The organism is Methylacidimicrobium cyclopophantes (assembly GCF_902143385.2).
In the GTDB taxonomy this organism is placed as follows: Bacteria; Verrucomicrobiota; Verrucomicrobiia; order Methylacidiphilales; family Methylacidiphilaceae; genus Methylacidimicrobium; species Methylacidimicrobium cyclopophantes.
Map to the genome: position 1 here is coordinate 1 of NZ_CABFUZ020000077.1, position 6,561 is coordinate 6,561.

Annotated in this window: 6 protein-coding genes and 1 tRNA gene; 3 read left to right on the forward strand and 4 right to left on the reverse strand. The window is 61.9% G+C overall.

From position 1 onward, the window contains the following. Window positions 1-2,227, forward strand: a 2,227-nt coding sequence (locus FN369_RS01405; protein ID WP_342799703.1) for a thioredoxin domain-containing protein, incomplete at its 5' end; no start/stop codon positions are given. A 528-nt stretch (window positions 2,228-2,755) separates the two neighbouring features. Here the strand turns inward: FN369_RS01405 and FN369_RS01410 are convergent. The 3 genes from FN369_RS01410 to FN369_RS11000 are packed head-to-tail and all read right to left on the reverse strand — an operon-like array spanning window position 2,756 to window position 4,283. Then, complete coding sequence (locus tag FN369_RS01410) at window positions 2,756-3,127, reverse strand: hypothetical protein (protein WP_142524427.1); 372 nt, start codon at window positions 3,125-3,127, stop codon at window positions 2,756-2,758. Window positions 3,128-3,168: 41 nt separating this feature from the next. Continuing rightward, window positions 3,169-3,624 carry a hypothetical protein gene (locus FN369_RS01415; RefSeq protein ID WP_142524428.1) on the reverse strand — a complete coding sequence of 152 codons (456 nt, stop codon included), beginning with the start codon at window positions 3,622-3,624 and terminating at the stop codon, window positions 3,169-3,171. After that, entirely contained in the window at window positions 3,621-4,283 is a 663-nt protein-coding gene (locus FN369_RS11000; RefSeq protein WP_281290903.1) for a TIGR04255 family protein, read from the reverse strand. The genes FN369_RS01415 and FN369_RS11000 overlap by 4 nt, the downstream gene beginning before the upstream one ends. On the opposite strand from FN369_RS11000, the gene FN369_RS01425 reads away from it, so the two are divergent. Further along, window positions 4,207-4,899 carry a hypothetical protein gene (locus FN369_RS01425; RefSeq protein WP_178087602.1) on the forward strand — a complete coding sequence of 231 codons (693 nt, stop codon included), beginning with the start codon at window positions 4,207-4,209 and terminating at the stop codon, window positions 4,897-4,899. The genes FN369_RS11000 and FN369_RS01425 overlap by 77 nt on opposite strands. A 259-nt stretch (window positions 4,900-5,158) precedes the next feature. Here the strand turns inward: FN369_RS01425 and FN369_RS01430 are convergent. Further along, window positions 5,159-5,231: transfer RNA gene (locus FN369_RS01430), tRNA-Gly, on the reverse strand. Between the two features lie 217 nt (window positions 5,232-5,448). Here FN369_RS01430 and FN369_RS01435 point away from each other — a divergent pair. Then, window positions 5,449-6,480 carry a class I SAM-dependent methyltransferase gene (locus FN369_RS01435; RefSeq protein WP_142524431.1) on the forward strand — a complete coding sequence of 344 codons (1,032 nt, stop codon included), beginning with the start codon at window positions 5,449-5,451 and terminating at the stop codon, window positions 6,478-6,480. Window positions 6,481-6,561: the final 81 nt, after the last annotated feature.

A 6,561-nucleotide genomic window follows, 5' to 3' on the forward strand; every position in this document is an offset into this window, starting at 1 on the left:
GGCGGCTCCCGAAACAGCCGGCGGTTTCGTTTCCCCCCCGCCCGAGCAAGCCGCCGGGGAAAAGTTCCAATACACCAACCGGCTCGCAAAGAAGAAATCTCCCTATCTCCTGCAGCACGCCCACAATCCGGTCGACTGGTACCCATGGGGCGAGGAGGCGTTTGCAAAGGCCCGCAAGGAAGATAAGCCGATTTTCCTATCGATTGGCTACTCCACCTGCCACTGGTGCCACGTGATGGAGCGCGAATCGTTCCGCGATCCGAGGATCGTCTCCTACCTGAACGAGCATTTCGTCAACATCCTGGTCGATCGCGAGGAGCGGCCCGATCTCGACCGCGTCTACATGACCTTCGTCGAGGCGACTACGGGCGGCGGCGGCTGGCCGATGAGCGTCTGGCTTACTCCCGACCTCAAGCCTTTTGTCGGCGGCACCTATTTTCCGCCCAAGGACGCCTTCGGCCGCCCGGGATTCCTCACGGTGCTCGAGCGCATCGCGGAAGCGTGGAAGGAACGGGAGCCCCAAATCCGTGCCGGGGCCGCCCAGATCGTCGATCAGCTCCAAAGCTTCGCCGGCATCGGCCCGAGCTCGAACGTCCTTCTCGTTGCCTCCCTTCTCTCCAATGGGCTCCAGCAAATGGAAGGCCGCTTCGACCCGCGTGAGGGCGGCTTTGGACCGGCCCCGAAGTTTCCGCGCCCCTCGGCGCTGATCTTTCTCTTCCACGAGGCCTACCGGGTCGGAGCGAAGAGCCGGGAGGGGAGGCGCGCCCTCGACATGGCCACCTTCACTCTCGAAAAGATGATGCGCGGAGGCATTTGCGACCATCTCGGAGGCGGCTTCCACCGCTATTCGGTCGACGACCGGTGGCAGGTCCCGCATTTCGAGAAAATGCTTTCCGATCAAGCGCAACTCTCTGAAGCCTATCTCCTTGCCTATCAAATCACGGGGCGAGAAGAATTCGCGGAGACCGCCCGTGCGACCCTCGACTACGTTTTGCGCGAGCTGGCTTCGCCCGAGGGGGGATTCTGCTCCGCGGAGGATGCCGACAGCGCGATTCGGGCCGGATCCGACGAAAAGGCCGAAGGCGCCTTTTACGTCTGGACTGCGGATGAAATCGAAGCGGCTCTCGGCAAAGAACGGGCGGCCGAATTGGACTACGTCTATGGTGTCGAGCCGGCGGGCAACGCCTCAACCAAAGGAGACCCCCACGGCGAGCTTCGTGGCAAGAACGTCCTCTTCGAGCGCCATAGCGTTGCGGAAGCCGCAAGACGGTTTGGGGTGAGCGAACCGGACATGAAGAAGCGGCTCGCTTTGAGCCGCGCAAGGCTCCTCGAGATTCGCGCGAAGCGCCCCCGTCCGCACCGGGACGATCAGATCATCACCGGCTGGAATGGTCTCATGATCGCGGCCTTCGCCAAGGCCTACCAGCTGCTCGGCGATGAAGCCTATCTCGCTGCCGCGAGCCGTTGCGCCGACTTCCTCCGGAAGCACCTCTGCGACGCAAACGGCGAAAGGCTTCGGAGAGGATGGATTCGTGGTCCTTCGGAGGTCGTCGGTTTCGCAGAAGACTACGCCTGCCTCATTCGCGGGCTGATCGTCCTCTACGAGGCGAGCTTCGACACCTCTCGCCTCGTATGGGCCGTCGTGCTCCAGAAGGAGTGCGATCGTCTCTTCTGGGACGAGAAGAATGGCGGCTACTTCAGCTCGAGCGGCAGGGATCCGAGCGTGCTCCTGCGGATGAAGGAGGACTCCGACGACGCGGAGCCCTCCTCGAGCACGATGTCGGCCCTCAACCTGCTCCAGTTGGCTCATCTGCTTGGCCGTTCGGCTTGGACCGAGAGGGCGGAACGCACCTTGCAAGCCCTCGCCGGCCGGATGGAGCAATCCCCGCTCGCTCTCCCGATGGGGCTCGTCGCGCTCGAAGAGTATCTTTTGCCCGCCTCGCAGATCGTCCTCGCCGGAAGCAAGGAAGCCCCGGCAATGCGGGAGATGCTTCGGATCCTCTGGCGGAAGTTCCTTCCCGGTGCCGTCTGGGCGCTCCTCGACGACAATGCCACCCGCTCCTTCTTCGCCAAGGAGGCCGACTTCTACGCCCGGGTGCGGTCTCTCGGCGGCAAGCCTACGGCCTACCTCTGCCGAAACTTCGTCTGCAATCTTCCCACCACCGAGCCGGTCCTCTTCCGGAAGCAGCTCGCGGCGCTCGAAGAAGCGACGGTCCGAAGCCGATGAGGCTTGCCTCCTTCGCCGGGATGCCGTCGTTTGCTGCCTGCCGGCGGTGAGAAAGCTCTCCAAGGACTACGCCCTTGCGGGATCAGGGCGGTGGAATTGGGAAGCGGAGCAATTCTCCTCTAACCTGACTTCCACGGAATAGCAAGATAACTCATTGATGCGGAAGGATAGGAGTTTTCGCTACTGGCTACATGGCCGCCCAGGTCGGCGGCTGGGAGAAAAGCGGGAGGAGACGAAGTGTTTCCAGGAGCCGATTGTTCGATCGTTCGAGCCACCTCGGCACCGGAGGGAAGCGGCGCACCTGGAGAGCGCTCCAAACCGGTGCCCCGCGTTCCGCTCGGACCGGATCTCGAGGGGATAGCCTCGCCGGTTGCGCCATTGCCGGGGGCGGCCGCCTCGCGGACGAAAAGAGAAACCAATGGTTCGGCGATCTGCCGCCCATTCCCAATCGCTGGCATTGTGGCGAACGCTGGGGAAGGAGAGATCCGGTCGCCACCATTTTCCGAAGCTTTGCCGAGGGACGACTTTTCAGGAAGAGGTCCACGGACGGAACGCGGCGATTGCGGCGAGTTGCTGAGCGATGTTCTTCTGTGCGGCTTTCTCAGCGGGCCATCCGACGATCTCGGCGTGATAGGGATTGCCGGGGACCGGAGCCGCCTCCGTGGCGAGGCCGAAGCGCAGAACGTCCCGAACGCAGCGATCCGCTCTCCCGGAAAGCTCGGCCTTTCTTGTCCTTGCTACCTGAGCAACGACTGCCCGGCCGATGCTCCACAGCCCCTCAACGGATAAGGCGTCGTGGCGGGTCACGGATAAGCGCAGGTCGGGAGGAGGTACAAAAGCATCGGGACGAATCGTCCTGTCTTCTCTTACCCACCGGGAAACCGTCACAAAGCGAGCCACTCGCTCCTCTGGTGCGATGGGCCGGTCCACGGAACGCGCCATCAGGGTGAACCCAGGGAATCAATCAGCTCCCCGACTCGTTGCGGTAGCTCCCTGAAGAATGGCTCCTCCCCATGCTCTTTGCGCGCGCCGAGCAGTGCGGAATAGTGGACTCTACCCTCTGGATCGATGCTGACCGAAAGCGTCCGGCGCGCGGAGCGATGCCATTCGAAAGTGATTTGCCCATCGGGTTCCACGCCCACCGTGGGCATCGCGTATCCAAGGGGCAGCGCCTCCAAAAAGCGATAAGCCAGGCGATATGCCTCTTCCGAAACCGGCACCGCTCCATAACCGTCCCAATTAGGCGAACGGCACTCCTCGGCAACGGTGTACAACGCTTCTTTGACGCTGCTTTGTCCAAAAACCGCAGAGTTCTCCCAGCTACTGCGCCCGTCGGCCAGTTTTTGTTCAACGAACTGAGCATCTTCGCTGACACCACCCACAATCGCCATGGTCATTGGAAGAGATCCTTCGCTTTAAGAGTGATCATGCTGAAAAAGATCTTGTTTTTCAACCAGCGCATCTCCGGAAGTCGTTTCCGAAGCGCCTCGTCGCCGTTCAGTTCCTCAGCTGCGGCAAAAACATCGATACCTAGAATCAGCGACAGGCGATCCGCGTTCGGCTGCGGCAGTCGCACAGTGCGAATGAGGTGGACCGAATAATCGCTTCCCGACACGCGGAAAGTATCCTCATGCAGGAACATCTCTCTCTGGAGCGGAAGCGATGCGGGAGACTCGGGCGAACCGACGAGATAATCCTTGAGGGCAAATCCCTCCCGCGGGCAGTCAATCCGATTGATAAAGCGCAGCCCGATTCGTTGGATCACCGTCGGTTGCGCCAGCTCGCCATACGTTTGCCAGAGCCGCAGCGCTTCCTCTGCAAAGGATTGCCAGCCGCAATACGGCGCGAGCCGACTAAACACAAAGCCCTGCCGCTGAAACTGGACCACCTGCAACCGATCCTCCGACGAGATTCTGACCGCCCTCCGGGAGCATCCGGAGTGGAGGGAAGCGGTACGTCGCGAAATCCTCACCGACGAGTTGCTTGAGCTTCCCGCCAAATTTGAGAAGGCGGAAATCGAGCGGAAGGACGAATTCCGAAGGGTGTGGCAGGCCATCGAAAAGCTCGCTGCACAAGCGGCGGAAACGAACGCCACGCTCCGGTCTTTCCTCGAGTCCACGCAAGCGTTCCAACGCTCCATGGAGGAGTTTACGGAGGCGGCCGAGAAGCGGTTTGACGGGATCGAGTTGGAGTTGGATTTCTTCGTCGGCAAGAGCATGGAGTCCGATGCGAACAGGAAACTCGGTAATTATCTGCGGGCGAAAGTTCGGAAGCTTCGGCGGCTCGACCCAGAGATGGTGGATGCCCTCATCGACACGGCCTTGGAAAGCGGCAGGCTGACCGAACGGGAAGGCGAAGATCTCGGCAAAGCAAATGCTCTCGCGATCGGGAAGGATTTGGCCAGCGGTAAGCCCGCATGCGTCGCCGTAGAGGTGTCGAAGACCGTTGACAAGAGCGATGTCGAAAGAGCGGTCAGACGCGCCAGGCTCTTCTTGAAAGCGAGCCGTGGGGCTAGCCTGCTGGCATTGTTCCAGGGTTTGCCCGAAGCGCCGGAAAAAGCCTACGCCCTTCTGATCGGCAGGCGGATGACGGAAGGGGGCCGGGAAGCCGTGGAAAGAAGCGGTGCGCTCTTTGGCACATACAGGAACGGACCCGATCGAGATGAGCGGTAGGGATCTTGCGCCCCGTTCCATCCCGAGCCTGCGCAGCGGCCCCTCCGCTCCGGCAAGCCGGAGTGAGAGCTATGCCGGTGCGATGGCTGCTCCGCCTCTGCGCCCGGTTGTGCTGGCTCCGAGGCGGGGAGACGAGAGCGGAAGCGAGAGCCCAGGAGAACCGAAAGCAGCCTCCCCTACGTAGCTCCGTTTCTTTGCTCCCCCGGGCTTTGGCCATGGGGAGCTTCCGGCGCTTGGAGTGGAGATTCCCCGGATAGTGAGCGGGTGACGGGACTCGAACCCGCGACATCAACCTTGGCAAGGTTGCACTCTACCAACTGAGTTACACCCGCGATCGGCCTTTTACTTTGGTACGGAGAAAGAGCCGAGGCAAGGGAAAAAAGACCAGGGGTGGGCCTCGGTGTTCGCAGATGCGGTCGAAAGAGAGAGCGAACGATCCTTCCTCCGGAAGAGTTGACAAGGAGAGATTGTCGAAGATCTAATCAATCAATTGATGTAATTGCGGAGATCGGGCTCGCCCGGACTCCGGCAACCAACCAGGAGGAAGGAATGAATTCTCGTTCGTTCTCTCTCGATTTCGATCCAGCTCCCCTTTTGGCCTGCATCGACAGCGTGCAGGCTTCGCGCATCGTTCGGGCGGCCGTCGATCTGGGAGTTTTCTTCGAGTTCGCCAAGAAGCCGGGGACGGCCGAGGAGGTAGCCGCGGCCCTCGGAGTGAGCCTCCGGGGAACACGGGCGCTTTTGGATAGCCTGACCGCCCTGCAACTCCTCGGGAAAGAAAAAGGGGTCTATTCTCTGCTGCCGATCGCGGAAGCTCTGCTCGTGCCGGGAAGCCCCGATTACCTGGGGGACTTGGTCCACGGGAGCGTCTTAGACCAGGAATGGGACCATATCGTCGAAGCCGTGCGCAAAGGGGGGCTTGCGACAGCGGCGGAGCCCGGGGAGCGACAGAAGCGGGCCGAGGAGTTCTTCCCTCAGCTCATCCGCTTTCTCCACGTCGCCAACCGGAGGCCCGCGATCGCGGCCGCGAAGGCGCTGGGGGCTGGCACGACCCATCGGGGGATGCGCGTCCTCGATATCGCCTGCGGGTCGGGCGTCTGGAGCCTCGCGGTAGCCTATGCCGATCGGGATGCGCGGATCACGGCGGTCGATTTTCCGGGGGTGCTCGAACATACACGACGGTACGGGGAGCGCCATGGATTGGCGGATCAATACGAATACCTCCCGGGAGACATCCAGGAAGTGGATTTTCCCGAGAACCGGTTCGATCTCGCGATCCTGGGCCATATCCTTCATGGAGAGGGGGAGGGAAAGTCACGGAAGCTTCTTCGGAGGCTCGCCAAGGCGTTGCGGCGGGGAGGGCGGATCGCGATCCTCGAGTTTCTCCCCAATCGGGAGCGGACCGGGCCTCCCGAAGCAGTGCTCTTTGGGATGAGGATGTTCCTCAACACCGAAGAGGGAGGCGTCTACTCGGCCGAGGAGTATGCCGAATGGCTTGCCTATGTGGGGTTTACCAAGACCGAGCTGGTCGACATCGGCTACCACTCCCCGCTGCTGATCGCTTCTCGGGCGGAGGAGTAGGCCCGGTGAGCGTCGGGAAGACCACGGGGCGGAAGCGGAGGGGCGCTCCTCCTTCGGTCCGGAGGCGGCCCGACCGCCGGA